The sequence below is a fragment of the Oceanobacter kriegii DSM 6294 genome (assembly GCF_000422845.1).
GTDB lineage: Bacteria > Pseudomonadota > Gammaproteobacteria > Pseudomonadales > Oceanobacteraceae > Oceanobacter > Oceanobacter kriegii.
In genome coordinates, this window is record NZ_AUGV01000004.1 from 462,782 (window position 1) to 489,555 (window position 26,774).

The following is a 26,774-nucleotide window of genomic DNA, read 5'->3' on the forward strand; positions in this document are numbered from 1 at the left end:
CGGTCTAAACCTAGATAACCCGCCGTAAATGACGAGCGGGTTTATCTCTGCTGTCAGAGTCGGCGACGTTCTGCTCAGATGCGTCAGGGCTGGTACGGTTGGATGGATGCAGCGAGGTTTTCGCTGGCAGCGGGTTGCGCTCACGAATGGCACGCATCGCCTCTGATAGCTCAGCGCAGGCGGCACGAATGTCCGCCAGCTCTGTTTTCATGGTGTCTATGTCGTCGACCGCATCGGCAATGCGGCGGCGCAAACGATGAACCCGTATGTCCGTCATGGCTGTGCCCTCCAGGTCACCATTACCGGCTGATCGGGATGGCAACGCATTAGCGGTTAGGAATGTTCCGCGTCAATTCAATGTGGCAGCTATTTTCAATCGGGTCAAATAACAGGCGGGCACTGCCATCGGCCAACTGCCCTTTTACCTGTGCTTTCTTGTCATCGAAACTGACGTCGTAATCGCCGTAGTCGGTACCTTCGCGCAGCACAAACTCGCCCAGAATACCGTCCAGTGCATCGGCGCTTAACTGCTGCCAGGGGACTTCAATAACACCGTGATCCGGTGCCTGATCGTGATCAGATGGCAAAGCCAGCCTCCCTTTCCCACTCACAATTCATACGCAGCTCGGCATCGGATGGAATATGCCCCTGGTCCGACTGCCAGTTGAAGGTGTGCTTGCCCGACAGTTCGGTTTCCAGATGCACGGTGGCAGACACCCAGTACATGGACTTCAGCAGGCTTTCAAACTGACGCAACCAGGCTTCCCACTCGTACTCAACGGCACGATAGGAGGCGGCAAAATGGATGATCTGGGTTTGGTAGGTACCACTCAAGACATGATCACCGGGCATGGAGAACATTTCCCGGCACAGCAGTGACCAATCATCGTCAACACCGGCAGGCAAATTCTGAATCGCTGCCCAGTTGCTGCGTCGTTCGTAACGGGACGCCAGTTCGGCACTGTTGGGAATATGCCGGATGACGCCGTAGACGATGGATTCCTGATCGAATTGCTTCACACAAACTTCCTGCTTAACTCGTTGTGCCATCATAAACCATCCATGCCGACCGGCAATACAACCGCGGCGATGGAGATCACAGTTCCACCAATAAAAAATGCCACTGGCGAAACCCGCAAGTGGCATTTTACATACTCTTTAAGTGATAGCTAACTATCTGTTATTTAAGCGTTTCTTCGATACGAGTAGAGGCATAGGTGCCAGGCGCATCTTCGATTGGTGGCAAGGCATCGCTGCCCGGCTGGCGGGCGTCCACCAACGTCATACCACCCTGCTTTTCAATCCATTGCTGCCAATCCAGCCACCACGATCCTTCGTTGTGCTTGGCATCAGCGTACCAGTCGTCCGCTTCCAGCGGCATGCTGTCGTTGGTCCAGTAACCGTACTTTTTCTTGTGCGGTGGATTGACGATACCGGCGATGTGGCCGGAACCACCCAGTACGAATCGTTTGTCACCACCCAGTACTTGCGCACCCTTGTAGGTGCCGCGCCACAGAGCAATGTGATCCTGAGCGCAGGAAATAAAGTAGCTTGGCACGGTAATTTTCGACAGGTCGATTTTCACACCGTCCATTTCCAGCGCATTTGGCTCAATCAGCTTGTTGTACAGGTACATGTTGCGCAGGTAGTAGCTGTGCATGGCTGCGGGCAAGTTGGTGCTGTCGGTGTTCCAGTACAACAAGTCAAACGCCGCCGGGCGCTCACCCAGCAGGTAGTTGTTCACAAAGAACGACCAGAACAGGTCATTTTCACGCAAGGTGTTGAAGCTGAACGCCATCTGGCGGCCATCGTAGAAGCCCAGCACATCCATCTGGCGCTCAAGCGCAGAAATCGCCGTTTCGTTAATGAAGACGCCAATTTCGCCCGGCTCCGAGAAGTCGGTCAGTGTGGTCAGGAAGGTGTTGGTTTTGATCGGTGCCTTGCGCTTTTTCTTCAGGTAAGCCTGAGTGGCTGACAGCAAGGTGCCGCCCACGCAGTAACCAATGGCATTAACGTCTTTTTCACCGGTCGCCTTCTGGATGGCTTCAACCGCCGCAATCGGGCCTTCCAGCATGTAGTCTTCAAAGTTCTTGTTGCGTAAGGCCGGCGTTGCGTTGACCCAGGAGATACAGAAAACAGTGTGGCCCTGGTCGGCCAGCCATTTAACAAACGAGTTATCCTGACGCAGGTCGAGGATGTAGTACTTGTTGATGAACGGCGGAATGATCAGCAGCGGGCGTTTGAACACCTTTTCGGTGGTTGGCGCATACTGAATCAGCTGCATCAGGTCGTTCTGGTACACCACCTTGCCTTTGGTAACGGCAATGTTGTTGCCCACTTCAAAGGCATTGGTATCGGTCATGGCAACGTTCAGAAGGCCTTTGGCACTGCCTTCCATGTCTTTCATCAATTGCTCAATGCCGGTCGCCAGGTTGGCACCGTTGGTTTCCATGGTCTTGTGAATCACCGCCGGGTTCATGCTGGGGAAATTGGTCGGTGACATGGCATTCACGTACTGGCGCACAAAGTACTCCACCTTCTGGCGGGTATGTTCATCCAGTCCGTCGGTATCCTTGATCATCTGCATCAGGCTGTTGCCTTGCAGCAAATAGAGCTGTTTGAGGTAGTCGAACAGCGGGTTTTCTTCCCATTCATCATCCTTGAAACGGCGATCCGTCGGGTCCGGGGCAACCACCGGGTCTGGCGTCTGGCCGAGATAACGCATGACGGTGTACTGATACAGCTCCTGCTGCTTTTGCATTAACTCCAGCTGGTCGGCCAACACCTTGTTGGGGTTTTCCAGCATGGCAGTTCCCAGCTCTTGCAGGGCGGCAGAAAAATCGGACAGTACCGACCCGGCCGGGTCTTCTGCAGAGGAAGGCTGAATCACGTTCTTTTCCCAGAAACGGCCATACTGCTCCGCTACTCGGCCCGTCATTTCGTAAAAATCGCCGACGGCGACTTCAAAGGATTCCTTGGTCATGCTTATCAACCTGTCTTCGAAATAAGAAGGGAAAGAAAAAAGGCCACCAAAGTGGTGGCCTTAATTACCCGTTACCACACCTGTTACCAAGTGCACTAACGACCGGCAAGGCCCTTAGGCGGCTTTGCTGGCAGCCTTGGTAGCAGGCTTGGCGGTAGTAGCGGTGGTAGCAGCAGTGGTGCGCGCTTCTTCCATAATGGACTCAACCTGAGACTTGAACTCCATCGCCATATCGGAGAAAGCCTTGGCATCTTCCATGATTTTCTTGTTCATTGCAGAGGCAGCTTCAGCCTGGGCTGCAGTGTAGGCACGCATGCCTTCTGCATCTTTAACGTCAGCGGCTTTTTTCATCTGATCCAGGCCCATTTCTGCGTAGCTTTTCACAGCAGACAGTTGGAACTCAGTCATCTTTTCCATGTTATCAACGAACAGGGTGTTGAACTTGGACATAGGCGCATACATGGTTTTTGCCTGTTCCGCGAAAGCGTTCAGAATAGTGTCTTGCATGATATTTGCTCCTTCAAAAGGGTCGGGGTTAGCGCTTGGGGATATCTGTTTAATCCCGTGCATCTCATATTGAGAAGGCACTGAATTAAACAGATATCCCCAACCGCTGCAAGTTCATACTAGACCAGTGGATTTGACGTTTAAATGACAATTACACGGAATTGACCAACTTTGTTGACCTGTTACCTATTGATATATCGCTTATATTTTTCGCATATAAAAGGATATTTATATATATTCAAAAAATGGCGTTTTTAGTCCATTTTTGCCAAATCAAGCCTAACAGCCGTAAGAAAATGGGCATCAGAGATGCCCATTTTATCTATCACTCGTTCGAATTTTCAGGGCTTTTTCCGCCCATCATCTTGAACATCATCTGCTGAAACTGGCTCATGGCCGTCATACTTTCGTTGAACATGGGTTTATATAATGCCATTGGGTCATATCCATCTTCGCCGTTATGCATTTTTTCAAGCATTTGATTAAATACTTCCTGCTGAAAATTCTGAACATCCGGTAATCCCAAAACCTGACGAAACTCTTCCGGGGTCATATCGAAAGTTACATTTATTTTCATGTCCGACTCCTTTCCTGTATCACGTGATATAAATCAATTGAGCGATTCAACTCGGGCCCCCTGAAATCCGTGTCCGGCGTTATTCAGAAGGTCCCCAGCGCCATGCAATCAGCGTTGCCAGCAAAGCAACCAACGCCGCCGCCCAGAACACCCACTCGCCACCATAAGCCCAGAAATACCCACTTAGCCAGGCTCCAATGGCGCCACCAAGGCCAAACCCGGCACTGGAGTACAGCGCCTGCCCCTTGCCTTGCAGATCGGCCGGAAACAGCACCGGCACATAGCGAATACAGACAGCATGCAACATTGCAAAGGTGAATGCATGGGAAAGCTGGGCCAACAGTAATACCAGCAGGGAATCAGCCAAGGTTGCCACAGCCATCCAGCGCACGGTGGTAATCAACAAGCTGACAATCAGCCAGAAACGCAAACTGCCATAGTCCAGCAGCCAGCGTATCTTCCAGAACAACACCACCTCTGCAGCAACGCCCAGCCCCCAGAACAAGCCCACCTCGGTGGCGCTGTAGCCATAGTCGTCCAGGTAGATGCTGAAAAACGAGTACAGAGGGCCATGGCTCATTTGCAGCAAGGTATTCAACAGCAGAAAGGCAATGACTACCGGTTGTTTCAGAACCGGCCATAGCGAGGCTCTGGAGGCCACCGGGTCCTTGAAGTCGGTTTGCAGGCGGATACCCCAGCTGTTAACGATGACGCCGATCATCAGAATCAGCATCACCAGCGGCAATACCCCGACACCGAAGTGGTCGAACATCATGCCCAGCCCCGTCACGGTGGCAATAAAGCCGACCGATCCCCACAGCCGGATACGACTGTAATGCTCCAGATTATTGGCAATGGCCTTCATGGTGATGACTTCGTACTGGGGCAGCATCGCCGACCAGAAGAAGCCATACGACAGCATCACCGCCAGCACTGGCCAGAACCCATCCACCAGCCAGATGGCGCTGAAGCACACGGCCGTTGCAATACCGGCAATGCGAGCCATATGAATGGGCGTATGAAAGTGATGACTCCAGTGCGCCCACAGCGTGGGGGCAATGATGCGCACCAGTGAGAAGCAGGCAATGGCACTGCCAATGTCTTCGTAGCTGAAGCCCAGACTTTGCAGGTAAGGCCCCCAATACGGCGCGTTACAGCCAACCAGCGCAAAGAAAAGCGCATAAAAAACCGCCAGGCGCTGACGCACCTGACGGTCTTCGGTTTGCTGTACGCGCTCAGGACTGTTGCCAGCCATCGCGTGTTTATTCCTGTTCTGGTGCCAGTCCGGCAATCACCGGAGTTGCGCACTGGACATCGGCGTTTTGGCCACGATGACGCAGCAGGTGATCCAGCAGCGTGATGGCTGTCATGGCTTCTGCAATCGGTGTGGCACGAATGCCCACACATGGGTCGTGACGGCCTTTGGTCACAACTTCGATCGGGTTGCCATCGGTATCAATGGAACGACCTGGAATGATCAGGCTGGAGGTTGGCTTCAGGGCAATATGAGCAACCAGGTCCTGACCGGTGGAAATACCACCAATCACACCACCGGCGTGGTTGCTGAGGAAACCTTCCGGGGTCATTTCGTCGCGATGCTCGGTACCCTTCTGGGCAACCACATCAAAGCCGTCACCAATTTCGACGCCTTTCACCGCATTGATGCTCATCAGGGAGTGAGCCAGTTCGGCGTCCAGGCGGTCAAACACCGGTTCGCCCAGACCTGGCAGCATGCCGGTGGCAACCACGGTGATCTTGGCACCAACGGAGTTACCTTCCTTACGCAGGGCAACCATGTAGTCTTCCATTTCGGAGACCTTGCTGACATCCGGGCAGAAGAACGGGTTTTGCTCAACCTGATCCCAGTCGAAGTTGGCCTGATCAATGGCAATCGGGCCCAGCTGCGACAAGTAGCCTTTTACTTCAATGCCTTTGGCAGCCAGCACTTTCTTGGCAATCGCACCGGCGGCAACGCGCATGGCGGTTTCACGAGCGGAAGAACGGCCACCACCACGGTAGTCGCGGAAACCGTATTTCTGGTTGTAGCTGTAGTCCGCGTGGGCCGGACGGAAGGTGTTGGCAATGTTGGAGTAGTCCTTGGAACGCTGGTCGGTGTTTTCGATCAGCAGGCCAATGGAGGTACCGGTGGTTTTACCTTCAAACACACCCGACAGAATTTTCACCTCGTCGGCTTCACGACGCTGGGTGGTGTAACGAGACGTGCCCGGCTTACGACGATCCAGATCCTTTTGCAGATCTTCTTCGCTCAGCTCAATTCCCGGTGGGCAACCATCAATGATGGCACCCAGGGCTTTGCCGTGGCTTTCGCCGAACGTGGTAACGGTAAACAGCTTACCAATGCTATTGCCTGACATAGGACTCTCGTTCTCTTATTCGTATCGTTGGATTCGGTGTTATTCAGCCGCGCTATCCAGCAGCTGTAAATCGCGGGCCTGCAGCACAAAAACGCCGTGGCCGCCGCGCTCAAATTCGGGCCAGATCAGTGGCAGTTGCGGGTAAGCCGCCTCCATCGCGGGCCAGCTGTTGCCGACTTCGACAATCAGCAAGCCGTCTTCCGCCAGATGTTCACGGGCCTGACGCAGGATGATGTGGACCAGATCCAGGCCATCTTCGCCAGCGGCCAAGGCCAGTTCCGGCTCGTGACGGTATTCGTCTGGCAGGCTGGCCATGTCTTCGGCGTCGACGTAAGGCGGATTGGTCACAATGATGTCGTACTTGCCATGAGCCGCCGCCATCAGGTCGGATTGCAACGCCTGTACCCGGTCTTCAACGCCATGACGCTGAATGTTCTCTTCGGCCAATGCCAGTGCATCGAAGGAAATATCCATCAGCTCAACTTCGGCCAATGGGTACTGGGCCGCACAGGCAAGGCCAATGCAGCCAGAGCCAGTGCAGAGGTCCAGAATACGGGTTGGCTCGCGGCCGTCTTCGCCCTGCCACCAGGGAGCAAAATCGTTCTGGATCATTTCACCAATTGGCGAACGAGGAATCAGCACGCGCTCATCCACGGCAAACGGCATACCGCAGAACCAGGCTTCGCCCACCAGATACGGCGCTGGCAGACGGGATTCAATGCGATGACAAATCAGCTCCACCACCGCCTGACGTTCAGCTTTGGTCAGACGGGAGGTATACCACTCAGGCGCCAGATCCCAACCCAGCGACAACGCGTGGGTTACCAGCAAGCGTGCTTCGTCCCACGAGTTATCGGTGCCATGACCGAAGTAGATATCGGATTCGTTCATGCGGCTGACCGACCAGCGTAGCAAGTCCTGGACGGTCTGGAGTTCTTCAATGGCGGCCTGCGCCTGGGTGTGCAAATCCATTCGGATGCCTGATCAGGAAAAAGCCGCTAGTTTAAACGCTCAGGCCCGCACAAACCAGCAACAGCCGCCGAGTTCTTACCCCATCAAACGGGCATAAGGGCTGGCGCTGCCCTGTTCGTAGGCATCCAACGCCTTGTTGGCAATGTGATAGCCCAGATCAATCATTTCCGTGGCACGGTAGAACTCGTACATTTCGCAGGATTCCATCGGCATATTGATCATCAGATCGGGCGGATAAGCGGCCGTTTTGAAACGCGTCAGCGACAGCTGCATGGTCTCGAACATCTGGTTGATCATTTCCAGCTTGCCGATGTTTTCATCGACTTGCAGGGTGGCGTCGTGAGCGTCTTCACCGCGCTTGGATTCCAGCCAGTGCGTTGCCTTGTCGACCACGGTATTAAACCAGGCCTGCTTTTGCGGCCTCTCTTCGCCCTGCTCTTCAAACACAAAGTCGGTCGGTAAATCTGTGTCTGAGTTGAGGTCAACCGCGATGATGTGATCAGCATGAACCGACACACACGGGGAAATCGGCAGCGGATTCAGCACACCGCCGTCAACCAGCGTACGGCCATTAACCTTGACCGGATTGAAGATGCTCGGGATCGCTGCCGACGCCCGAATGGCCGTATCCAGACAACCGGTCTGAAACCAGATTTCCTTGCGCGCCACCATATCGGTCGCCACAGCAGTGAAAGGAATCGGCAGGTCTTCAATCTGCACGCCATCGAGCATTTCCGACAGCATGTTGAACACCTTGTCACCCCGGATCACCCCGCTCGACAACAGCGACACGTCGACCAGCTTCAGTACATCCAGATAACCCAGTTTGGTTACCCATTCACGGTATTCATCGAGCTTGCCAGCGCAATAAAAACCGCCCACCAGCGCTCCCATGGAACAGCCACTGATGGCGACAATGTCGTAGCCACGCTCACGAATGGCATCAATCACACCGATATGAGCGTAACCACGGGCACCACCACTTCCGAGGGCCAAAGCCACTGTTTTTGCCATTGTTATCTCCTTGGCCAAAACACAAAACGCAATGCCGGTTTATTGCTGGTTTCCGGTGCCAGTGCCAACGCCGCACCAGCGCTGACGTTCAATTCACGGCTGCCGTCGAAGGTCGCCACTCGCAACTGCTTGGCCAAACGCTCCGAACAGCTCTGGTTAACCGCCATATCGCCCGACTCGTAGCAATGCACCACCAGATGCAAACGCTGTTTGACGCCATCAGACAAACCTTTCAGTACGTCGATCAGGGCCTGACTCTGGCTGGCATCAAAGGCGCCGCCGTCGGCAACAAAGCCTGGCAGCCAACCGGAACTGGCACTGAGACGGTTTTCAACGTCGGCCCGGCTAATGGTCTCCGGCAGGATGCGGTCTTTGGTTTTCAGAATGTTCATACCCGCCACCGTCTGGCGTGGGCCGCGATGGCTGGCGTAATACATCACCACAGTGTGTTCGCCAGAAGCCGCATCGGTCAGGTAGGCAATCACCAGTCGCTGCTGGTTGTCGCGTCCCACCAGACGGCCGTTACCGAAAATTTCGTTGGCCCAAAAGTGGCTGCTGCCACAATCCAGATCTTCGCACTGATACAAAATGGTGGCGCTCATGCTGGCGTCTAGCGTAATCAACAAAGGCGTTACGGCACTGGTCAGATCCAGCTTCTCGCCGGACTCCCACGCCAGTCGACGCAACTCACCGTTTACCCGCACTTCCTGCTCAGAAAAAGTAGTGGCTGACTGACGTTTCAGGTCGGACAGCGCCAGACGGTAATTCCGTACTGCTTCCGTTCGGTCGGTCAGCAGTCGGCTACCTGCCGGCGTAGCCTGTTCAATCAACGCGGCGGTGTCGGCTCGGGTTGGCAGCGACAGCAAGGACAACAGCAGAAAAGACAGTGCCAGAAAAAATGCGGGCGACCGTTTGGCCGGGGACCGGGTAAAACACACCAACGGGAATTTGAGCAAAACAGATACTCCAGAAACGCTTGGGCCGATTACCGGCTCCGAAGCCAATGACATAATCAGAGTTTCATCAAAAGCCACAACAGTCGCAACCGTTTTCAGGTGAGATGCACCATTGTTGCGGCTGGCAAGGGGTTGCTACACTGCGGATCTCATTTTTGTTAGTGAAGTTCCATGACACATTTCTCCAAGTTACCTCACGCTGTGTCTGCACTGCTGTTGGCACTGGCGCTGAGTGGCTGCCAGTCGACCCCGACCACGCCGGTCAGCGGTCCTGAAACCTTTTCACCCGCCCAAACCGATGCCGCCATGGCAACGCTTGAACAGGCCCAGAGCGAGTACTATCAGGGGCTGCTGCAACGCTATCCGTATCAGGCGTTTCAAAAAGGTCTGACACTGACGCCGCAGCTAGCGGCCACCGGTACTGCCGCGGATGACGAGTGGTATCAGCAACTTGCCGATCTGGAAGAACAACTGGAGCAAATGCCGCACGGTGCCCTGCCCGCCCGTCAGCAGTTGTATGCACGTGCGCTGCAATACCGATTGGGTCAGCAGCAGGAATGGCGGCAGTGCAAGGAACATTGGTCGTCACTGGGGCAGCAGGCATTTTTGCCACAGCAGGTGCTGGAGCAACTGGGCAAACACTTTCAGGCCCAAACCATTCCTGATTTTCAGGCCTTGTTGAACACCATGAGTGCTGCCGCGGAACAGCTGAAAGCCTGGCAAGTACAGCTGGAGCAGCAACAGGCCAAGGGCGTCGTAAACCTTGATAGCGAACGTGACGCTGCGCTGGCCTACCTGGACCGCCAACTGGCGGGTTATCCATTCTCCGACAGCAGCACGCCGTCGCCATTCTGGGTGGATATTCAGCAACAACTGACCGCCCTGAAACTCTACCCTTCCAGTCAGGACGTGTTGCAGGCTGACGCCAAAAGCGCCGTTACCAACCACCTGCTGCCGGTATTGCGCTCATTGAGAGCCACCATCAAATCGCTGAACAGCCAGCCACAACTGAGTTGGCAACAACAGCCCGGCGGCGATGCCTGCTACCGCTTGCAACTGAGCCAACTGGGAGCCACCGATGCGCCGGAGCTGCTACAGGAAATTGCCAAAAGCCGTCTGGCTGCCCTTCAACAGCAATTGCGGGTTGAGCTGCAACTGGATGATACCCAGCCACTGGCTCAGCAGCTGCGTGCCTGGCTGGCGTCCAACCGGGTAGCACCAGGCGACGTGCAAAGTGAGTCTCTTAAGCGTTTGCGTGCTGTAAGCGAACGCTTGCCGTACGCCTTTGAATCCTTGCCCACCACCGAGCTGGTGATTCAGCCGGAAACCAACCCGGCCATTCACCACCCGCACTATCAGCTGCCAAAACCGCTATTGGGTCTGCCGGGGATTTATTACACCACCGCGCAAACCCATCCGAACGAGTGGCGCTGGCCGCTGGATCTGTACAAGGACACTCTGCCGGGCAAGCACCTGCAATACGCCATGGCGCAGGAAAACCCGCAGTTGCCTGATTTTCTGAAAACCGATCTGGAAGCGGCGTTTGAACCTGGCTGGCCAGACATTGCCGCCGAGTTAGCCAGCGATCTGGGGGGCTATCAGTCGCCGTCGGAACACGCCTGGGTGCTGCTGGATGAAATGGAGCAGGAATTGAATCTGGTGCTCGACGTTGCTGTGCATTTATACGAATGGGACAACGCCAAAGCCAACCAGTACTGTCAGCTCAACAGCTTTATGTCGGAAACGCAGTGCAGCAGCCGCATTGCCGCTATCCGCGCACAGCCTGCACACTTTGCCCACGCGGCGATTTCACGGGCCAACATTCTGGCGCTGATGCAAGATGCCGAAGCCGCTGCCAGCCAGCCCCGTGCCTTGCTGGCGTTCCATTCAGACTGGTTAAAACAGGGCACCCTGCCTGCGGCCTTGTACCCTATTTGGCTGGACGCCTGGTTGCAGACTCACTGATAGCCAGAGCTGGCACCGAGTGATTCAGAGGGCCCCTAAACAAAAAGCCCGACACCGGTTTGTGAATCTGGTTCAACAGATTCAACACCGGAGTCGGGCTTTTGCCTATCTGCTCTCAACCGCAGACAAGCCAATCAGAATTTAACCTTGATGCCCGCCTGCCAGTAGTTGTTGTCGGCCGGATTGGCCGTCACCTTGGCACCCGTCGAATCATGGGCGGTGATTTTACGCAGCCGCTGCTGACCCAATTCCGCATTGATCCAGATATTGCCACGCCACCAGAAATCGGCCCCCAATCCCATGCGCCAATTGCGATAGCGCACGTCGTAAGAACCATCCAGACCTTCAATGGCTTCGCGCCATACGCCACCATCCGGGCGAATATTCAGGTACGACGTAAAGTGTTTGTTCCAGCCGGTTTGCAGCCGGGTTTCAGGCAACCCCAACAGCAACTCGGTACTGCTGAAGGCTTTCCAGGCAATCCCCGCCATTGGCCTTGGGGTCACGTCGCCAAAGCGACGGTCGACCATCAGACCCGCCTGCCAGAACCAGTCACCTGACATTTGCTGTCGCCAGTACAGTTGCAGGTTAGCCATCAGGCTGTCGGTATTAATATTGTCGAAGTCGGTCATCAAACCCGGTTCAAAGCGAATACGAATCTGGCCGCTGGTCATCCGTCGCTGCCAGTACTGAATGGGCATCGACAGCCAAAAATACTGACTGCTGGCCGCGTCTGAGCCGGTCCATTCAAAGCTGGTCACCGTCAGCCCTGCAGATGTTCGCAATCCCTCTTCACGTCCCTGATTTTCCTGCAAAGGCAGCATCAACGACATTTGGTCGGTTCCAAATGACGTGCCGGTGCCACTTTCCGGCATCGCACTGACGTCTTTCGACCAACTGAAACCATCGGCCTGGGCAGCCGACGCCAGCGACAGCACAGCAACGGCCGCCAGCTGGCGGACAGTAGCGTAATAAGAAACGGGTTTAACTGATTGTTCGATTGGCATTCAGAACCTCCTCAACACCCGCGAAGCTGAATTCAACACCGGTTTGAGCATGACGTTTACGGAATTGGTCTACCGACAACAGCAGCAACATCAACAGCTGAAACGCATCGGTTAAACATTGGGGCGCACGGGATGCAATCAGGAAGTCGTAGTGGTCGGCGGTAAACTCAAAGGCCTCCACTTCGCGGCGATGCCATTGTTCTTCTTCCGTCTGGTCCAGCGACGCCAACACCCGGCGCACCTTGGCGACCTCGACCGCGACGGTTTCTGCCGCCACCCGCTGCACACCGTCCTGGTCGGCAAAATGCAGGGTTCGTTGCTCGTAAGCCCGCAAAAACCGGTCGGCCCACGACAACACCGATACCCCGCAGCCCGCGGTTGGCAAAGGCGGCAGCTCGATGGAGCTGTCATGGCGCTGACTGATCAGCATTGGCAAACGATTATCCGACACCAACATCAAGGACCGTGACGCACTCTGATGACTGGACTCTGGCGGCTGTGAAGAAATACGGCTCATAAAATACTCCGGCTCGACTGCCCGAATAGCAAACACACACAGACTCCAGCAATTGCCAGACCATGTTCGAAATTCGTAATAGTTTCAGTGAGTTAGAAAAGCCAAACACGCCGGTGGCAAAATCACGGCAGGAAAACGTCAGGAAAGTGTCAATGCAACGGCAGCGCAGCGGCAGTGAATTGCCGTCAGGATTTATTGGCAGAAGAAAGCCAGGCACCCGGCGGCCCAGAACGGGACGCCGGCAGGTTCTATGAGGGAAGCAGCGCTAGTCCTTCTTCGACGAGTCGCCATGCCCTTCGGTCAGATGTTCACGCAAGTGTTTGATGCCGGAGTACACCGCAATCAGGATGATGGGCAGCGCAACGCCCTTGGCAACGTATGGATCGACACTCAGACCAAAGGCCTTCATGCCCTCGGCACCGATGCCTACCAATCCCAGAATGTAGTAGCAGATAACCACCACCGACAGACCTTCAACTGTTTGTTGCAGGCGCAATTGCAGCTCGCTGCGCTGGTTCATCGACGACAGCAAACGCTGGTTTTGCTCCTGAATCGACAAATCGACCCGGGTACGCAGCAAACTGGTGGTACGGTGAATTCGTCGGGACAGATCTTCCAGCTGATCCCGCACCGACATACAGGTGTTAATGCCGGGCGTCAGACGGCGCTCCAGAAATTCCCGCATGCTTTGAAAGCCATCCAGCGGCTGCTCTTTCAGCTGATTCAGACGATCACGAACCAGTTCGTGGTAGGCCTTGGCCGCCGCAAAACGGAAGTTGGTGTCGGACCGATGACGCTCGACATCCGCCGCCAGTTGCGACAGGGATTTCAGCAACTCACGGTCGTCCAGCTGGTTTTCCAGTTCTGAAATGTTCTGGTTCAGTTCAGCCAGATCCATTTCAACCCGACTCAACTCATGCCCCATCTTGCGTGCCACTGGCAGTGCCAACAGCGACATCAAACGGTAGGTTTCCAGTTCGAACAGGCGTTGTACCAAACGACCGGTCTGGTACGGGTTCAGACCCTTGTTGCAAGCCAGAATCCGACCAAAACCATCACTGTGCAGGCGGAAGGCCGTCCACACAGAAGCATGACCATCCGCCACCGATGCCCCGGTGACGCGCTGGCCTTCAAACCATTGATGCAGTTGTTTTTCGGTTGGCTGCTCAGACACCAGCGACAAGCTGACCGCCACTACCAGCTCACCCGGCATGGCAGCCAGCCAGTCTTTTGGAATAAACGCCAGGGCATCGGTTTCGAAAGCCCGTTCGGTAGGCACAATAAAGGTGAAGTTGGCGAACTCCAGGTGGCGTTCCCAGCGCAGTTCAAAGCCGCCAAAATCCTGATAGAGACAGGAAGAATCCGGGTCTGGCGCGGGCACACTGAAACGACGGCACAGCTCTACCACGTGGGCGTGCAGCTCCTGACGGTTGTCGTTCAGTTTGACGGTAAAGTGGGCGACCTGGCAGCTGCCTTCAATCACCGGCGACGGGCGATTATGCAATTCCTCGTACAACACCGAGCGCATTGGATGCACGCTCAAAGAAAGGGCTGGGTTGGCAATATCCGGTGCCTGATTTGGGGTCATGGCTCGCTCTCATTCCTATATCCAAATACTTCACGTCTTCCGTAATTCGAAAGAATGAAATTTAGTTTTTATCGAGCCAGACTAACCTCTAACGATGGCTTTCGCCAATGGAACTGCAGCGTTAACCTGCTGGAGTCAAGGCATCCAAAAGTCCTGATACCAGAGTATCCATTCCATCATCCAAACCGGGTGTCAGGCCAAAACGCACCACCACCAGCTGCTGCTCCGGAGCAATCAAAACATATTGGCCGTCGTGGCCACGGGCCCAAAACACCGACTCCGGAAGTTCCGGCCAACGCTTGCTGAATTTGCGTTCGCCGGCATCGGCCAGCGTTGGGTCTGGCAGATTGAGCCAAAACCCCATGCCATACATGTGGCCGGCATTCGCGTTCAAAGTGGGCGTTAACGCTTGTTGCATCCAGCTGCGTGGCAAGCCAATGCCCTGGGTTTTACGGCCATGCCAGCTGTTGAGCCAGAACTGCCCTACGGCCAGCCACTCGGCAGGCGTCATGTAGCTATAGGACGACGCGACCGGCGTGCCGGACAAATCGGTTTCTACCGTGGCATGCTCAATACCCAGCGGTTGCCACAACGACTGCTGCAACCAGTCACGCCAGTGACTATCGCCCAGCTGTACCGCATTCAGCCAGATGGAAGCCGCCAGGTTGCTGTCACCACTGGAGTAACGCCACTCCGTCGCAGGGGCAATCTCCCGACGCTGACCCGCCACCATGGCGGCCATATCGGCGGAGCAATACAGCATGGTGGTCACGTCATCCGCAGGCTGATACCACTCGTCAAAATCGAGGCCGCTTTGCATTCGCAGCAAGTGCTCCAGCGTCAGCTGTGGGCCAAGTTGTGGCCACAACTCCGCGACCGGACTGTTGCGGGTTAAAAGCTGCTGCTGTTCGGCCAAGCCAACCCAGGTGGCCAACAGGGATTTGGTCATCGACCAACCCAGCATCGGGGTTTCAGCGGTGACCGGTACCTGATAGCGTTCCGCAATCCGTTGGCCTTTCCACGACACCAACACCGCCAGCGTGTTACGCGACTGGCCGTCCGGCTCGGCAAAGGCCTCGTTCAGCAGTTGATGAATACGCTGCTGTTGCCGCTCATCAAGCGTTACGGGGACTCTGTTTCCGCTATTCACAGCAAGAGCAGGACTGTTGGGGGTGGATGAAGCAGAAGGCGAAGCTGAGGACGGTTCTGAAACAGAATCTGAAACCGAGCCTGAAACCGAGCCTGAAAACGGTCTAGAGCCACTCAGCTCTTCAGATACTTGCCCAGTGCCGGTGTCTGGCAAGGCTACAACGCGGTTCTCGGTGTCGTTCAATAAGGTACAACCACGCCCGGCCGCCCATTGAGCCGTTTGCGATAAACCCAGAAAACCAACACGGACCCGTCGCTGCTGCTCATTGACGTCATACTCCAGCCAGTCTGACGCCGGTTGCAGTGCCGGAGCAATCGCCGTTTGCTGCAACCAGGATTGCGGCAGGCCCGACACCCACAAGCCAGAGCACATGTACTTGGCGGCATAACCAGTCACCACCGGACGCGCCAGCCATAAATAGGTCACCGCAGCCAGCAACAGAATGCCCAGCCCCCACAACAGCAAATGCACCAGCACTCCAATCCGGTGACGCATACTCATTGGCGCGGTGCTCCTTGTTCATCCTTACTGCTATTCATCAGCTGATCCAGCGTCACATCCAGGCTGGTCGCCACATTGCTTTGCCATTGCTGCAACCAGTCAGACAGCGCAGCGTTGTTATCACTGGCCTGTTGAGCTTCAGTGATTTGCTCAAGACTCAGGTCGGCGATAAAGGCACCCAGCGTCAGACTACGCATATCCGGCAGCCACACCCAGGTATCGTTCTGGGTTTGCGCCACCCAGCCTTGCTGTACGAATAGTTTCAACAAAGCAGAAAGTTGTTGTGCTGGCACATGGCGCAGCCGCTTCCGCAGCTGCTGATCCGTCAGTCCCTTGCCGCCGTTGTTCTGGCCATCGCGCAAGGCCGCCGCCAGCGCTAACCGTTGCCGCAAAGGATCGCCAGCCCAACGACTGTTAGGGTGACTGAGGGCATAACTCAGTTCAGCCCCGAACAGCAGCAACATCCAGCTGATATACACCCACATCAGGAACAAGGGCACCGCCGCAAACGCCCCGTATATCAGTTGATAGGAAGGAAACATGCCGACGATACGAGCAAACAGAAACTTGCCGGTTTCAAACGCCGTTGCCACCACCACCGCCGCAATCACGGCATCCTTGGCGGGCACCTTGCAGTTCGGCACCATCATGTACACAAACGTAATCGCCGCCGCCGTCATCGACCATGGCACCAAACGTGCGGCCCATGGCACCGAGTCCCCCAGCCAACCGGCGTCATCGGGCAACAAACTCAAGGATGCCAACACCGAGCTGCCCGCCTGTGCGGCCGCAAACAGCAAGGGCCCCAAACTCAACACCGCCCAATAGCGAAAAAAGCGCTGCAAGGTAGAACGCGACACCTCAACCTGCCAGATACGGTTGAACTGTTCTTCAATGGTTTGCAGCAGCAACAGAGCCGTAATAAACAGGAATACGATACCAATCCAGGTCAGCTCCCGGGCCTGTTCACTGAATTCAACCAGATAGCGCGATACCGTATCGCTGCCCTGCGGCATCACATAGCCAATCAGGCTGGCGTGGGCTTGAGCGCCCCACTCCTGCAACGCCGGAATGGCCGACAGAATGGAATAGGTCACGGTAATCACCGGAACCAGAGCAAACAGAGTGGTATAGGTTAAGGCTGCTGCGTCGCGTCGCCGCTCCATCGATTCAAATCGCTGAAGGGTCTGCCAGATCAATGTAAGTACCCGTCGTCCTCGGCGGAAAGCGGTGAGCATCAGTGGCTTCCTTGTTACAATCGCAGCAGAAATCGGTGAGTCTTTCTATCTACGACTGGCTATTTACAACTTTTATTGACGTTTAAGGATTCAAGCATGAGTGAAATCCGTATCTACCACAATCCCCGCTGCTCCAAGTCCCGCGAGACCCTCAAACTGCTGCAGGACAAAGGCATTGAACCAACCGTGGTTGAATATTTGAAAGACGCGCCGTCTGAAGCCGATATCCGTCAACTGATCAGCCTGCTGGGCCTGTCCAGTGCACGCGACCTGATGCGCACCAAGGAAGCGGAATACAAGGAACAAGGCCTGACAGACGTCACCGACGAAGCCGCGCTGGTAAGCGCCATGGCAAATACCCCAAAACTGATTGAACGCCCGATTGTGATCAACGGCGACCAGGCTCGCATTGGTCGACCACCCGAGCAGGTGCTGGAGATCGTCTGATGACCCAGGCTCACGCAAGCAAGCCCTATGTACTGGTGCTGTACTACAGCCGTCACGGCAAAACCGCCGAGCTGGCCAAATTGATTGCCCGCGGTGTTGAACAAACCGGTATGGACGTACGCATTCGCACCGTGCCGCCGGTATCACCAGACACCGACAGCAGCTTGCCTGCAGTGCCTGAAGACGGCGCGGTGTATTGCAGCCAGGACGACCTGCGCCATTGCGCAGGCCTACTGATGGGAAGCCCTACCCGCTTTGGCAACATGGCCGCCCCGCTGAAATACTTCATCGACAGCACCAGCGGCCTCTGGCTCAGCGGCGCACTGGCCGACAAACCGGCTGGTGTATTCACCTCTACCTCGTCCTTGCACGGCGGTCAGGAAAGCACCCTGTTGACCATGGCGTTGCCACTCCTGCACCACGGCATGGTATTCGCAGGCTTGCCGTACAAAAACGCCGAACTGAGTGAAACCAGCACCGGCGGCACCCCATACGGCATGAGCCACTGGGCCGGAGCCAACAACGACCAGCGCCTCAGCGACCATGAAAAAGCACTCTGCCTGGCGCAAGGCAAACGGGTAGCGATACTGGCCAAAGCCCTGCTGCAAGAAGGTTAACCATGACAGATACCCACACCACAACGAACTTTGCTGGCAAAGCCAAACTGGCCTTCAAGGTGCTGGTTGGTAGCTACATTGGCTTATTACTAACACTGCTGTTGTCTACCCTGGCCAACCCGCCACAAGACGTGGAACCGGGCCCTATGCTGTGGCTGGCTGGACTGGGCATCGCCCTGTTCAAATGCCTGCCATTACTGCTGTTTGTACCCGGGCTGATTGCCCGCTCGCACAAAACAGCCTCATGGATGGCCTACATGATCCAGTTGTATTTTGTACTGGCAGTCATGCTGGTGTTTACACCGGGCAGCAGCGGCTGGGGATGGCTGATGACCGCACTGACACTGGTGATATTCATCAGCGCCATGATGTTTACCCGCTGGCAAAAACGAGCGGATGCGGGGTTGTAAATGCTGGAAGATCATCAGTCAGTGCTTGATGGCTGACTGAGCAAGAGACAACAAAGCCGGGAGATTCCCGGCTTTGTTGTTTATGGGATGCACGTCGGTACCGGTATGTACGGCGCTTCAAGGAAATTTCCCCGAAATGGACAGTCACTGATTAAAGTTTCCAGACAATTTCGTTCCGCAACCTGCGTACAACCTCAACTTCAGGACCAGCGACCGCCGCATAAACAAAAGAACCTTCCGGTACAGGAACGCACTTTATAGCCGCTCGACTACTGCTGAAGTTGCCGTATACGTAGGTGCCATTTTTCACAACATTGGAAAAGCCCAGAGATTTCAAGATGGACTCCCCTTTTATGGCACACAAGTCCGGGGAAGCCTGAAGTAGCTTGTGGTCAGACCACAACTGAGGCGGAGACTCCTTCGTCAGCGCAACCGTTTGAATCTCCTTATTACTTGCACATGCGGTCATAAAAACCGCCAAAAGCACCCCAAAAAACTTCATCTTATCTTCCTTAAACATCACGATTGGAGCTTACACCCCGTCCATATTATTTGATTTTTCAGCCCTGGATTTCATAAGTTTTAGCAGCGAAATATGAAAATCACGAAAGATCAACTCTCCCCAGACACGAGAGTAAATACCAAAATTGGTGTTATCCACCAATCTGGTCTTCAGCGTTAAGACCGTATTGCCATCCTGGTCTTGCGACAAGTAGTAACCTCCGTCCAATGGCGAAAAGTATTCGCCACCAAGTTTCACATGCTTGTCCAATGCATGATCCGGAATGTCGTCAGGTTTGATATCAAAGGAATACGCCATTTTGCTGCCCGGCTCCCAGGCTGTAATGACCTCCCTGAATACAACCCCCTTTTCCCACTCACTGGTACGCACAGCACCGGTTTCATGCGCATTCATGCTTGCCTTGATTGGTCTTGGTACGCCGATCAAGGAAGTCAGTGAAACATCAAACTCATCAGGCTGAATGAACTCCACTTCCCCAAGCTGCTTCCAAACGGCAGCTGGAGAAGCATCAATAACAATGCTGTTTTCAACTGTGTAGGCTCTACTCGTTTCAATAAAGTTAACCTCTACTGGCGCGACCAACACAGGCAGTAGCGCCACCGACATCAAAGTGGCGTTGCGCTTTTTGGTGAAATATCGATACAGGCACCCGGCAGCCACACCACCGAGACTGGAAAAGAACATAAATGCAGGAAGTGCCATTGCAACACAAATACTTCCTTCCAATAGTGTTACAACAGAAGCCAGCAGAAAAACGAAAATAGGCTGCCAGGATAGCGTGATCATTCTGCCGATGCTGAGATCAGGATTTACCTTGCACTCAAAGTGAATACGAATAAATCCAATCACAAACGGCACAAAAAACATAAATGAGACAGTGACCAGTCCACCCACATTCCGCAGGGCATCGATTTCCCATAAAAGCCTGAGCGAAAGACCATAAATAACACCAAGGGCGATGCCGATATATTTTGGTTGTTCAGGGTTCCTTGGTTTTGTAGCCACCTTGCTATTCATCCTCTTTTCCTGACAGAACTGTTTTCCATTCAACGCCCTGAACTCTAACGGACTCAAGAACCCCAGCCAAGGCGGACGTCCTTTAGGAGCATCTCTACTGATGGACATTTGAGTTCAGTTGCCTGAACTGGCCGAGGGTGAATTTACATTTTCGTGCTTAAAAAGGTGTCCGGTAAAACGGGGGAAGATCACCAGCACTTCGGCTTGGGATACATGAGTCCGTTAGAGTACGAGGCGATAAATGGATAACTGCAATGTGTCCGGAAAAGCGGGGGAGGATCACCAGTCCGGCAACATGCGCTTGTTAACTCTAAAATGGTACGTCTTCATCTGACGGAGCGGGTTCGTCATTCTTTTGTTCAGCACTCTTTGGCTTCTTCTCTTCATCAATTCTATTACGCGCACGCTCAGCGTTTTTTGGTAGAACATAAAGCATGTCGATCAGCTTTTGAGTGAGTTCATATGTCTCTTTTGCCCGCTTCTCATCTACCTTGAGCTCAGAAGCATGGGCACCAATATTTCCTACGACTCGTACCAAATCAGCCAAGTGCTTCATGGACTCGTGAATTGTTGAATCGTCAGCAAGCTTTTCAATTGCTTTCGCTAAGCTTAGATTCTTAGGTGCACCTTTATCTTTCAGAATTCCCTCTATTGTTCTCCTACACATGACAACAACTGCTAGATAGGCACCGGCATTGAGGCACTTATTGGCTTCAGAAAAAGAAAGCCATACTAGCTCCGGCAATCCGTATTCAGAGTAACTGAGGAGCGAAACAGGGTGATGCAACTCGTATTGGAAAGTCCAGTCAGGATCGAAATCAACTTCCCAAAACTTGGCATATATGACTTCTTGGCAGAATTCACACTGGCATAAATAATGAAAATCCCTTTCCATTAATCCATAGTCATCGTCTTTTCTAACGACAGCGAGGTGGATGGGCTTGAACTTCGTTCTTGTATTGCAGTAAGGGCACAGCAAATAGACCCACTTTATGCCTTTATGATCAGGTAAGTCGCTTCCTACCTGATCTAGCTCAAACCGAGGTTGATCATCTTCTTCAGTAGGACCAATCTTTTTATTTACTTGTGTGATTTCCATATTTCACTCTGAAAGAGAGTTAACGCCTCAATAACCGGCGCAGCTTTGCTGCATCCGGCGCCGAAGGCGCGAAGTTAATTGACTTGTTATACCCATTACCACCGCCGCAACTGGGCTAGGGCCTCTTCCAGTCCTCTTTGATCATGGGATGGCTCACCATTTGAAAGGCTAATTATCGTTGATATGCACATAGTAGCAACTGGCATACCAACGTCAGATGGAGTTCGAGTATTACTTAAATGGCGAAATGTGGCACTACCCACTGCCTCGCTGTATTCCGTTTTTAATACGTTAAGTAGTGGCCGGATGACATCGAGAACTGCCTGACCATATTGGATGGCTTGCTCCTTACTTGGGATTTTACCTTTATGGATGACCTCGTTACGGAATTTGATCTTACTATTGCTTAGCAGGGTAGGTTTATTCCCCGTTTCCTGAAGGTGTAGGAATATAAATGCGCCAAGTTGCCTTTCAGATTGGTTTGAAACTTCCTTCCAAGCCTCTTGAGTTTTATCCCAGTCGATACCTTTTGAGAGGCACACTACTTTGATGAAAAACTCGTAGAAACGTTCTAGTGAAGAAGTGAATGATGAAACTGCTTCGCGATAATAGCCATCCAAGATGGCATATGCACCTATATCAAAAAGAACTTCAAATTTTTGTTGTTGTAACAAAGTGACGGAGGAATGTCCTTTAGGACAATTTATTTCATAGCGGCCATCATCCCTAAATTCCACGGTAGCAGTGATCATTGCATTAGCAATGTCTTCTTGCATACATTGAGCACATGTAACTGGCAATTTCACTCATCAATCCTTATGGGTATAACAGCGTATTAGTGCGCATTAACTTGTAAACCTGCAGCACAACTCCTTTGTATTCAGCCGGTTACGGTATCAGCCCCCTACATAGTGAGCAAGCACGGAGGAAAAACGTGCATTGAGTTGTCCGCACGCCAAATATACTGGTTGGATGAACAGGTCAAGTTCATAATAGAGAGGATACCGAGCCAGCCCATTCATGAATAAACTCGTCGCTGCATGGGAACGGCTGTTGAATCTGGTGCTCTCTCTGGGCTGCCAGATGCTTTCGAATATCCAAGCCGGTTTGCGGGCCCGAGAAATGAGGTCTCAAATCAGCGACACAGGGTCAGCAACACCCTGCAATCCAGAACGGGCGCCGATTTATTCTGATGGTCTCTGAATACAGGCGCATTGCTGGCAATCACACGGGAAGGTGAATAGTCCCCCCAGAAACACCAAAGCCGGGATAATCCCGGCTTTGGTGTTGGTATCGTGTAAAAACGGCCGTTGATCAGGCTTCGTCTTCCCACTCGCCGTCGGTGTCGTCGTCGGCAATTTCGGTGGTTACGGTGGCGCCGCATTTCACGCATTTGCCTTCGATGTACACCACACCGTCAAATTCGTATTCCTGTGGCTCTTTCATGCCCAGGTCGACTTCCATGCAGTCGTTGCACCAGGTTTGGCTCAGGAAGGCTTCCTGGTCTTCTTTGTCGCGGGCGTAAAAGTCGCGGTCGATACGTTCCATAACACTCTCTCTTTAAATGGCTGTGTGCAGTCAGGAGCCTGGCGGCCGCTGCACGATGGCGGCATTGTAGGCCAATCATTGGCGATTGAAAGCGCCTATTCAATCCATCTTCTGTTCATTTGCAATTCTGCTTTAACGCTCATCAAATCTGGTCATCGAATCAGTTCATAGCGGCACGTTCAGGAATGGCCTGAAAGTTCTAAATGATGCCTTTTAACTCAGACGACCTTTCGTATAAATCGATACTTAATCGTATTTATATGCGCTTTTTAAGAAAGGTTTCAGTCTCTATGCTGGACTCAAAACAGGTTCAGGAGTCAGCATGATTTACTTACGTAAAGCGGCCGAGCGCGGAAATGCCAATTTTGGTTGGCTCAACAGTTTCCACAGTTTTTCTTTTGGTCATTACTACGACCCAAGCCACATGGGCTGGGGCTTACTAAGGGTCATCAACGACGACACTGTCGACCCCGGCGCGGGCTTTGCGCCACACGGCCACCGGGATATGGAAATTATTTCTTACGTGCTGGAAGGTGGCTTGCACCATAAAGACAGCCAGGGCCACGAGTCGGTTTTACGGGCTGGCGAAGTGCAGCGCATGAGCGCGGGTACAGGCATCCGGCATTCCGAGTACAACCACAGCAATGAAGACCCAGTGCATTTTTTGCAAATTTGGGTTGTCCCCAATCAGCAAGGGCTAACGCCCGGCTATGAGCAAAAAGCCATTGCGCAGCAGGGTAAGCTCACACCACTGGTGAGTCACGACCAACGTGGCGGATCACTGAAAATCCATCAGGACATGGTAATGTCTCGGTTACAGCTACAGCCCGGCGAGGAAATCGCGCTGCCTGCCAGCAAGCGCAGTGGCTACTTACACGTCATCGAAGGTGCTCTGGATTGCCAACTGGAGAACCCTTCGCCGCTAGCGCTGTTACCCGGCGATGGCCTTGGCGTACAGGCTGAGCCGTCGTTGCAGCTGCAAGCCCGTGAGCCAACCACCGCGCTTTGGTTCGACTTGCCAGCAATCAGTAACACCTGATGGCAATAATCGGGCACTATTATACAGTTTGAAAAACAAGAGCCCGATAGAGCTCCATCAGCAACCCAGGAGGCATCAGTGCTGTCACAGAAGGCCGACCGTTGGTTTCAGGCCAGTCTGACCATTCAGATGGTGTGGAACACCCTGCTACTGGCGTGGTTTCTGCTGATGATCTTTATATTCGGTGCCGCTGCCAGCGACGTCAAAGATCACGTTGACCATGCCCAGATGGCATTGGCAGGGCTGTGTATTGGCCTGCTGGCCAGTGTGATTTGGCCACGTAGCCTGTTGAAGCAACACAAGGCGGGCACGCTCGGGTTTGGTCAAACGCGCGTGAAAACTTCAACCGTGCCAGCCGACACTGACCCAACGCCCAAAGCGCGGAAGCCGTGGTCACTATGGCTTTGGTGGCTATTGAATATTTTCGTACCGCTGGGCTTTGCCTTCACCCTTTTCCAGATCTGGTGCCTGTGGGCATCAGCAAGACCCAAGGACAATAAAGCGCATGATTACACTTCATCATCTTAATAATTCACGGTCCCAACGCATTCTCTGGCTACTGGAAGAGCTGGGCATCAACTATCAAATTGCGCTGTACGAGCGCGACAAGCAAACCCTGCTGGCGCCGCCCAGCCTGAAAGCCATTCACCCTTTGGGTAAGGCCCCGGTGGTGGTTGATGGCGAACAACCCGCATTGGCGGAGTCCGGACTGATCATCGAATACCTGAACGAAGTAAAAGGCGACAACCGCTTTATGCCTCAGGACGCCGAAGCCCGTTGGCAAGCCAAATACTGGCTGCACTATGCCGAAGGCAGCCTGATGCCCTATTTGTTGCTGACGCTGGTGTTCAACAAGATCAAAACCAGCCCGATGCCGTTTTTCGTCAAGCCGATCGCCAAAGGCATTGCCAACAAGGTGATGGCCAGTTTTGTACAACCCAACCTCGATACCCACCTGGATTACATCGAGCGCCATTTGGGTAAAAACAGCTGGTTTGCCGGTGAGGAATTATCCATCGCCGATTTTCAGATGATCTTCCCGCTGGAAGCGGCGTTGAGCCGTGCCATCAGCGCCGAAAGCCACCCGAACATTGCCGCCTACGTTAAGAAAGTGCAGGCACGGGACGCCTACAAACGCGCATTGGAGCAAGGCGGCCCATACGATTACGCCTGAAGAACTTCCAGTCACACCAGAGAGGCTCAGGAGCGCTTCTCTGGTGGCTCTATCTAATACGTATAGTTGTAAAGATCTTCCAGCGGAATCCGCAGCGACTCATCTTGCTGGAAGTACTCCAGCAAATGCTCAACCGTTACCTTCACCCGTGGCGCAATCAATGAACGATGCGGGTACTGAATGACCATTTCATACTTGCCGGGGTCATGAATACCCAACAGCACCACATTCAGCCTGCCCTCTTGCAGGTATTGATAAGCATGGTGCACGCCCACCTGAGCAATCCCCAGCCCGCTGGCCGCAACCTCAACCAAGGCTTCAGGAGCAGACAAAGTAACCACAGCGGTCTCAGGCTCGATCACGGTATGACTGCCATCGGCGTTATTGAATGCCCATGGCAGCACCTTTCCGCCCAAAAAACGCCTTGCCAATAAGCGATGCTGTTTAAGATCCTCAGCTGATGTCGGAACGCCATTACGGGCCAGATAATCGGGCGATGCGACCAGCGCCAGATTCAAGCGACATACGGGACGAGTGATCAGGCTGGAATCCAGAATTCGGCCGCCTCGTATGGCGATGTCATAGCCGTCGTTGACCAGATCAATCACCCTGTCATCCAGGTCGGCTTCCACCGTCAGCTTGGGGTGTTTGGCCAACAAGGACGGCAGAGCTGGCAAGAGCTGATCCCTTCCAAAAGCCGCGCTGGTGGAAATCCGCACATGACCGCTGGCTTCCGCTTTTCGTAACACGATGCTATCAACGGCATTTTCAAGCGCTTCAATAGCGATCCTGGCTTGCGACAGAAAAGCCTGCCCTTCCTCCGTCAGGCTGATATTACGCGTCGTCCGGTTCATTAATCGAACACCGAGGGCAGCCTCCAGCCCGGATACATTCTTACTAACCGCTGCCGGGCTAATGCCCAGTTTTCTTGCTGCTCCCGAAAAACTCCCTTCATTGGCCGACTCCACAAACGACAGCGTTGCCCTGACATGCTGTGAAATATCCATCTTATTTCCGCCTCTCAAAACGACCAACTTAAAACCTCAGGTTACAAATAATTCAACCATGCATGCCATTAAAGTTACAGATGAATAAACCCATACTGCACGCAATGGTTGTGAAGAGTCCCGTCCAAATTGGTGATTTCAACACAGCACCGCTTCATAAAAACCACCGAGGCCAACATGACCAAACAAGCACCGGCATTCTTTGTATTCGACACAAAAATCACAGATATGGACGCTCTTACGCCGTACCTGGAAAACGTAGAAGCGACCTTTAAAGCCTTTGACGGTGAGCTGATCGTTCAGGGAGGGGAACTGGAAGTGTTCGAAGGCACACCCCCGCAAGGCATTGTTGTCATTCTGAAATTTGCCGATATGGCCACAGCCAAAGCCTGGTATGCATCAGACGCCTATCAGGCCATCGTCCACCACCGTCATGCGGGCTCACAGGCCAATGGCTGGCTGGTTGAAGGACTTGGCCTTTAATACTCGCACCTCAATTTCAAGCATCTCAATTTCAAGCACCTGAATTCTTAACAAACCCAG

General features: G+C 53.7%; 30 protein-coding genes. 8 read left to right on the forward strand and 22 right to left on the reverse strand.

The features are described 5' to 3' along the window. Nucleotides 1-10: 10 nt before the first annotated feature. The 11 genes from G516_RS0104965 to G516_RS0105015 all read right to left on the reverse strand — a co-directional run bounded on the left by G516_RS0104965 (nt 11) and on the right by G516_RS0105015 (nt 9,384). Nucleotides 11-277 (reverse strand): hypothetical protein, encoded by a 267-nt coding sequence (locus G516_RS0104965; protein ID WP_028292734.1) that lies wholly within the window; start codon nt 275-277, stop codon nt 11-13. Between the two features lie 49 nt (nt 278-326). Next, nucleotides 327-587: a YheU family protein gene (locus G516_RS0104970; protein ID WP_051218939.1), complete on the reverse strand. Its 261-nt coding sequence runs from the start codon at nt 585-587 to the stop codon at nt 327-329. Further along, nucleotides 577-1,053 carry a hypothetical protein gene (locus G516_RS0104975; protein WP_245582610.1) on the reverse strand — a complete coding sequence of 159 codons (477 nt, stop codon included), beginning with the start codon at nt 1,051-1,053 and terminating at the stop codon, nt 577-579. Before G516_RS0104975 ends, G516_RS0104970 begins: the two co-directional genes overlap by 11 nt. A 127-nt stretch (nt 1,054-1,180) precedes the next feature. Next, nucleotides 1,181-2,983 (reverse strand): PHA/PHB synthase family protein, encoded by a 1,803-nt coding sequence (locus tag G516_RS0104980; RefSeq protein ID WP_051218940.1) that lies wholly within the window; start codon nt 2,981-2,983, stop codon nt 1,181-1,183. Nucleotides 2,984-3,097: 114 nt separating this feature from the next. Beyond that, a complete protein-coding gene (locus tag G516_RS0104985; RefSeq protein WP_028292738.1) occupies nt 3,098-3,490 on the reverse strand; it encodes a phasin family protein in 393 nt (130 codons plus the stop codon). Between the two features lie 325 nt (nt 3,491-3,815). Beyond that, on the reverse strand, nt 3,816-4,067 hold the full coding sequence (locus tag G516_RS21070) for a DUF6489 family protein (RefSeq protein WP_036534448.1): 252 nt from the start codon (nt 4,065-4,067) through the stop codon (nt 3,816-3,818). A gap of 79 nt (nt 4,068-4,146) precedes the next feature. Then, entirely contained in the window at nt 4,147-5,322 is a 1,176-nt protein-coding gene (locus G516_RS0104995) for an MFS transporter (RefSeq protein WP_051218941.1), read from the reverse strand. 7 nt (nt 5,323-5,329) lie between these two features. Then, nucleotides 5,330-6,442 (reverse strand): chorismate synthase, encoded by a 1,113-nt coding sequence (gene aroC / locus G516_RS0105000; protein ID WP_028292740.1) that lies wholly within the window; start codon nt 6,440-6,442, stop codon nt 5,330-5,332. 39 nt (nt 6,443-6,481) lie between these two features. Then, nucleotides 6,482-7,414 (reverse strand): 50S ribosomal protein L3 N(5)-glutamine methyltransferase, encoded by a 933-nt coding sequence (prmB, locus tag G516_RS0105005; protein WP_036534452.1) that lies wholly within the window; start codon nt 7,412-7,414, stop codon nt 6,482-6,484. A 75-nt stretch (nt 7,415-7,489) separates the two neighbouring features. Continuing rightward, the gene (locus tag G516_RS0105010) at nt 7,490-8,428 is read right to left on the reverse strand and encodes a patatin-like phospholipase family protein (protein WP_028292742.1); all 939 of its coding nucleotides are present in this window, start codon (nt 8,426-8,428) and stop codon (nt 7,490-7,492) included. A 2-nt stretch (nt 8,429-8,430) separates the two neighbouring features. Further along, the gene (locus tag G516_RS0105015) at nt 8,431-9,384 is read right to left on the reverse strand and encodes a DUF4892 domain-containing protein (protein WP_169449493.1); all 954 of its coding nucleotides are present in this window, start codon (nt 9,382-9,384) and stop codon (nt 8,431-8,433) included. Between the two features lie 171 nt (nt 9,385-9,555). Here G516_RS0105015 and G516_RS0105020 point away from each other — a divergent pair, with 171 nt between their 5' ends. Continuing rightward, on the forward strand, nt 9,556-11,349 hold the full coding sequence (locus G516_RS0105020; RefSeq protein ID WP_028292744.1) for a DUF885 family protein: 1,794 nt from the start codon (nt 9,556-9,558) through the stop codon (nt 11,347-11,349). A 134-nt stretch (nt 11,350-11,483) separates the two neighbouring features. Here the strand turns inward: G516_RS0105020 and G516_RS0105025 are convergent, their stop codons facing one another. The 5 genes from G516_RS0105025 to G516_RS21080 all read right to left on the reverse strand — a co-directional run bounded on the left by G516_RS0105025 (nt 11,484) and on the right by G516_RS21080 (nt 17,350). Continuing rightward, nucleotides 11,484-12,356, reverse strand: a complete 873-nt coding sequence (locus G516_RS0105025) for a DUF6268 family outer membrane beta-barrel protein (protein ID WP_028292745.1) — start codon at nt 12,354-12,356, stop codon at nt 11,484-11,486. Continuing rightward, nucleotides 12,334-12,873, reverse strand: coding sequence for a hypothetical protein (locus tag G516_RS0105030; RefSeq protein ID WP_028292746.1), 540 nt, complete (start codon nt 12,871-12,873; stop codon nt 12,334-12,336). The genes G516_RS0105025 and G516_RS0105030 overlap by 23 nt, the downstream gene beginning before the upstream one ends. Before the next feature lie 265 nt (nt 12,874-13,138). After that, nucleotides 13,139-14,461, reverse strand: coding sequence for a DUF3422 family protein (locus G516_RS21075; protein WP_036534456.1), 1,323 nt, complete (start codon nt 14,459-14,461; stop codon nt 13,139-13,141). 121 nt (nt 14,462-14,582) lie between these two features. Next, nucleotides 14,583-16,112: a serine hydrolase domain-containing protein gene (locus G516_RS0105040; protein WP_028292747.1), complete on the reverse strand. Its 1,530-nt coding sequence runs from the start codon at nt 16,110-16,112 to the stop codon at nt 14,583-14,585. Next, nucleotides 16,109-17,350 carry a YihY family inner membrane protein gene (locus tag G516_RS21080; RefSeq protein WP_084644868.1) on the reverse strand — a complete coding sequence of 414 codons (1,242 nt, stop codon included), beginning with the start codon at nt 17,348-17,350 and terminating at the stop codon, nt 16,109-16,111. The genes G516_RS0105040 and G516_RS21080 overlap by 4 nt, the downstream gene beginning before the upstream one ends. A 96-nt stretch (nt 17,351-17,446) precedes the next feature. Here G516_RS21080 and arsC point away from each other — a divergent pair, with 96 nt between their 5' ends. From arsC to G516_RS23720, 3 genes are read left to right on the forward strand one after another with little or no spacing between them, the layout of a single operon-like run. Next, entirely contained in the window at nt 17,447-17,797 is a 351-nt protein-coding gene (gene arsC / locus G516_RS0105050) for an arsenate reductase (glutaredoxin) (protein ID WP_028292748.1), read from the forward strand. Next, a complete protein-coding gene (gene wrbA / locus G516_RS0105055) occupies nt 17,797-18,414 on the forward strand; it encodes an NAD(P)H:quinone oxidoreductase (RefSeq protein ID WP_028292749.1) in 618 nt (205 codons plus the stop codon). Before arsC ends, wrbA begins: the two co-directional genes overlap by 1 nt. A 2-nt stretch (nt 18,415-18,416) precedes the next feature. Then, nucleotides 18,417-18,824, forward strand: a complete 408-nt coding sequence (locus G516_RS23720) for a DUF2069 domain-containing protein (RefSeq protein WP_051218943.1) — start codon at nt 18,417-18,419, stop codon at nt 18,822-18,824. Nucleotides 18,825-18,975: 151 nt separating this feature from the next. On the opposite strand, the gene G516_RS0105065 is transcribed toward G516_RS23720, so the two are convergent. From G516_RS0105065 to G516_RS0105085, 5 genes are all read right to left on the reverse strand, one after another. Continuing rightward, a complete protein-coding gene (locus G516_RS0105065; protein WP_051218944.1) occupies nt 18,976-19,326 on the reverse strand; it encodes a hypothetical protein in 351 nt (116 codons plus the stop codon). A 30-nt stretch (nt 19,327-19,356) separates the two neighbouring features. Then, the gene (locus G516_RS0105070; RefSeq protein ID WP_051218945.1) at nt 19,357-20,364 is read right to left on the reverse strand and encodes an SRPBCC family protein; all 1,008 of its coding nucleotides are present in this window, start codon (nt 20,362-20,364) and stop codon (nt 19,357-19,359) included. A 310-nt stretch (nt 20,365-20,674) separates the two neighbouring features. Continuing rightward, nucleotides 20,675-21,463 carry a DUF4145 domain-containing protein gene (locus G516_RS0105075; RefSeq protein ID WP_028292752.1) on the reverse strand — a complete coding sequence of 263 codons (789 nt, stop codon included), beginning with the start codon at nt 21,461-21,463 and terminating at the stop codon, nt 20,675-20,677. 95 nt (nt 21,464-21,558) lie between these two features. Continuing rightward, on the reverse strand, nt 21,559-22,269 hold the full coding sequence (locus tag G516_RS0105080; protein ID WP_211225060.1) for a hypothetical protein: 711 nt from the start codon (nt 22,267-22,269) through the stop codon (nt 21,559-21,561). 508 nt (nt 22,270-22,777) lie between these two features. Next, nucleotides 22,778-23,011: a hypothetical protein gene (locus tag G516_RS0105085; protein ID WP_028292754.1), complete on the reverse strand. Its 234-nt coding sequence runs from the start codon at nt 23,009-23,011 to the stop codon at nt 22,778-22,780. A 322-nt stretch (nt 23,012-23,333) separates the two neighbouring features. Between G516_RS0105085 and G516_RS0105090 the strand changes: the two genes are divergently transcribed. From G516_RS0105090 to G516_RS0105100, 3 genes are all read left to right on the forward strand, one after another. After that, on the forward strand, nt 23,334-24,050 hold the full coding sequence (locus tag G516_RS0105090) for a pirin family protein (RefSeq protein WP_028292755.1): 717 nt from the start codon (nt 23,334-23,336) through the stop codon (nt 24,048-24,050). Nucleotides 24,051-24,128: 78 nt separating this feature from the next. Beyond that, nucleotides 24,129-24,578, forward strand: a complete 450-nt coding sequence (locus G516_RS0105095) for a hypothetical protein (RefSeq protein ID WP_028292756.1) — start codon at nt 24,129-24,131, stop codon at nt 24,576-24,578. After that, nucleotides 24,556-25,224, forward strand: a complete 669-nt coding sequence (locus G516_RS0105100) for a glutathione S-transferase family protein (RefSeq protein WP_028292757.1) — start codon at nt 24,556-24,558, stop codon at nt 25,222-25,224. Before G516_RS0105095 ends, G516_RS0105100 begins: the two co-directional genes overlap by 23 nt. A gap of 53 nt (nt 25,225-25,277) precedes the next feature. On the opposite strand, the gene G516_RS0105105 is transcribed toward G516_RS0105100, so the two are convergent. Beyond that, complete coding sequence (locus G516_RS0105105; RefSeq protein ID WP_028292758.1) at nt 25,278-26,231, reverse strand: LysR family transcriptional regulator; 954 nt, start codon at nt 26,229-26,231, stop codon at nt 25,278-25,280. A gap of 177 nt (nt 26,232-26,408) precedes the next feature. On the opposite strand from G516_RS0105105, the gene G516_RS0105110 reads away from it, so the two are divergent. Further along, nucleotides 26,409-26,714, forward strand: a complete 306-nt coding sequence (locus tag G516_RS0105110; RefSeq protein ID WP_028292759.1) for a DUF1330 domain-containing protein — start codon at nt 26,409-26,411, stop codon at nt 26,712-26,714. Nucleotides 26,715-26,774 lie beyond the last annotated feature (60 nt).

What these genes read in the sequence shown, in the direction of transcription:
- G516_RS0104965 (WP_028292734.1), bottom strand. Translation starts at nt 277, where the DNA reads ATGACGGACATACGGGTTCATCGTTTGCGCCGCCGCATTGCCGATGCG.
- G516_RS0104975 (WP_245582610.1), bottom strand. Translation starts at nt 1,053, where the DNA reads ATGATGGCACAACGAGTTAAGCAGGAAGTTTGTGTGAAGCAATTCGAT.
- G516_RS0104980 (WP_051218940.1), bottom strand. Translation starts at nt 2,983, where the DNA reads ATGACCAAGGAATCCTTTGAAGTCGCCGTCGGCGATTTTTACGAAATG.
- G516_RS0104985 (WP_028292738.1), bottom strand. Translation starts at nt 3,490, where the DNA reads ATGCAAGACACTATTCTGAACGCTTTCGCGGAACAGGCAAAAACCATG.
- G516_RS21070 (WP_036534448.1), bottom strand. Translation starts at nt 4,067, where the DNA reads ATGAAAATAAATGTAACTTTCGATATGACCCCGGAAGAGTTTCGTCAG.
- G516_RS0104995 (WP_051218941.1), bottom strand. Translation starts at nt 5,322, where the DNA reads ATGGCTGGCAACAGTCCTGAGCGCGTACAGCAAACCGAAGACCGTCAG.
- aroC (WP_028292740.1), bottom strand. Translation starts at nt 6,442, where the DNA reads ATGTCAGGCAATAGCATTGGTAAGCTGTTTACCGTTACCACGTTCGGC.
- prmB (WP_036534452.1), bottom strand. Translation starts at nt 7,414, where the DNA reads ATGGATTTGCACACCCAGGCGCAGGCCGCCATTGAAGAACTCCAGACC.
- G516_RS0105010 (WP_028292742.1), bottom strand. Translation starts at nt 8,428, where the DNA reads ATGGCAAAAACAGTGGCTTTGGCCCTCGGAAGTGGTGGTGCCCGTGGT.
- G516_RS0105020 (WP_028292744.1), top strand. Translation starts at nt 9,556, where the DNA reads ATGACACATTTCTCCAAGTTACCTCACGCTGTGTCTGCACTGCTGTTG.
- G516_RS0105025 (WP_028292745.1), bottom strand. Translation starts at nt 12,356, where the DNA reads ATGCCAATCGAACAATCAGTTAAACCCGTTTCTTATTACGCTACTGTC.
- G516_RS0105030 (WP_028292746.1), bottom strand. Translation starts at nt 12,873, where the DNA reads ATGAGCCGTATTTCTTCACAGCCGCCAGAGTCCAGTCATCAGAGTGCG.
- G516_RS21075 (WP_036534456.1), bottom strand. Translation starts at nt 14,461, where the DNA reads ATGACCCCAAATCAGGCACCGGATATTGCCAACCCAGCCCTTTCTTTG.
- G516_RS0105040 (WP_028292747.1), bottom strand. Translation starts at nt 16,112, where the DNA reads ATGAGTATGCGTCACCGGATTGGAGTGCTGGTGCATTTGCTGTTGTGG.
- G516_RS21080 (WP_084644868.1), bottom strand. Translation starts at nt 17,350, where the DNA reads ATGCTCACCGCTTTCCGCCGAGGACGACGGGTACTTACATTGATCTGG.
- arsC (WP_028292748.1), top strand. Translation starts at nt 17,447, where the DNA reads ATGAGTGAAATCCGTATCTACCACAATCCCCGCTGCTCCAAGTCCCGC.
- wrbA (WP_028292749.1), top strand. Translation starts at nt 17,797, where the DNA reads ATGACCCAGGCTCACGCAAGCAAGCCCTATGTACTGGTGCTGTACTAC.
- G516_RS23720 (WP_051218943.1), top strand. Translation starts at nt 18,417, where the DNA reads ATGACAGATACCCACACCACAACGAACTTTGCTGGCAAAGCCAAACTG.
- G516_RS0105065 (WP_051218944.1), bottom strand. Translation starts at nt 19,326, where the DNA reads ATGAAGTTTTTTGGGGTGCTTTTGGCGGTTTTTATGACCGCATGTGCA.
- G516_RS0105070 (WP_051218945.1), bottom strand. Translation starts at nt 20,364, where the DNA reads ATGAATAGCAAGGTGGCTACAAAACCAAGGAACCCTGAACAACCAAAA.
- G516_RS0105075 (WP_028292752.1), bottom strand. Translation starts at nt 21,463, where the DNA reads ATGGAAATCACACAAGTAAATAAAAAGATTGGTCCTACTGAAGAAGAT.
- G516_RS0105085 (WP_028292754.1), bottom strand. Translation starts at nt 23,011, where the DNA reads ATGGAACGTATCGACCGCGACTTTTACGCCCGCGACAAAGAAGACCAG.
- G516_RS0105090 (WP_028292755.1), top strand. Translation starts at nt 23,334, where the DNA reads ATGATTTACTTACGTAAAGCGGCCGAGCGCGGAAATGCCAATTTTGGT.
- G516_RS0105100 (WP_028292757.1), top strand. Translation starts at nt 24,556, where the DNA reads ATGATTACACTTCATCATCTTAATAATTCACGGTCCCAACGCATTCTC.
- G516_RS0105105 (WP_028292758.1), bottom strand. Translation starts at nt 26,231, where the DNA reads ATGGATATTTCACAGCATGTCAGGGCAACGCTGTCGTTTGTGGAGTCG.
- G516_RS0105110 (WP_028292759.1), top strand. Translation starts at nt 26,409, where the DNA reads ATGACCAAACAAGCACCGGCATTCTTTGTATTCGACACAAAAATCACA.